The organism is Serratia bockelmannii (genome assembly GCF_008011855.1).
GTDB classification, from domain to species: domain Bacteria; phylum Pseudomonadota; class Gammaproteobacteria; order Enterobacterales; family Enterobacteriaceae; genus Serratia; species Serratia bockelmannii.
Map to the genome: position 1 here is coordinate 1 of NZ_VOUX01000020.1, position 548 is coordinate 548.

1 protein-coding gene is annotated in these 548 nt (G+C 62.4%); it reads right to left on the minus strand.

Annotated elements, in window-relative coordinates; all coding sequences use genetic code 11:
* The coding region (locus FOT55_RS12510; protein WP_238476107.1) for a DNA topoisomerase at nt 1–517 on the minus strand (517 nt) is incomplete at its 3' end.
* Nucleotides 518–548: the final 31 nt, after the last annotated feature.

Consider the following 548-nt stretch of genomic DNA (forward strand, 5'->3'; position numbering starts at 1 on the left):
GGATCGTGCCGGTTTTGCCTTTGGTCAGCAGTTCCGCGAGCTGCTTGTCGGTCAGCTCCTTGCGGGCCACGGTTCTCCATACGGTCAGGCCGCAATCGGGATTCTGACACTTGGCGAGTTTGGGATAGAACACCACGGGCCTGCCGCAACGCGGGCAGGCTGTGTCACTCTCCGCGCCGTCGATTCTTGCTTCCAGCAGTTCTTTGGCGATTTGCGAGGCGAAGACCTCGATACCGCGATGGAACGTCGGGGCGTCTATCTCCCCGGTGGCGATCTTCGAGAGGGCCAGTTCCCAGCCGCCCGTCATGGCGACATCGGCGATCTTCTTGTCCCTGACCACGGCATACACGGCCAGTCCCTTGTCCGTGGGTACAAGCGACTTTTTCTCTCGCCTGACATACTCGCGGGCAAAGAGCGTTTCGATGATGGCGGCACGGGTGGCGGGCGTGCCGATGCCGGCATCCTTCATCGCCTCGCGTTCGGCCTCGTCGGACAGTTCGCGTCCGGCGGTTTCCATCGCCGCCAGCAGGCTCTATTCCGTGTGAAGG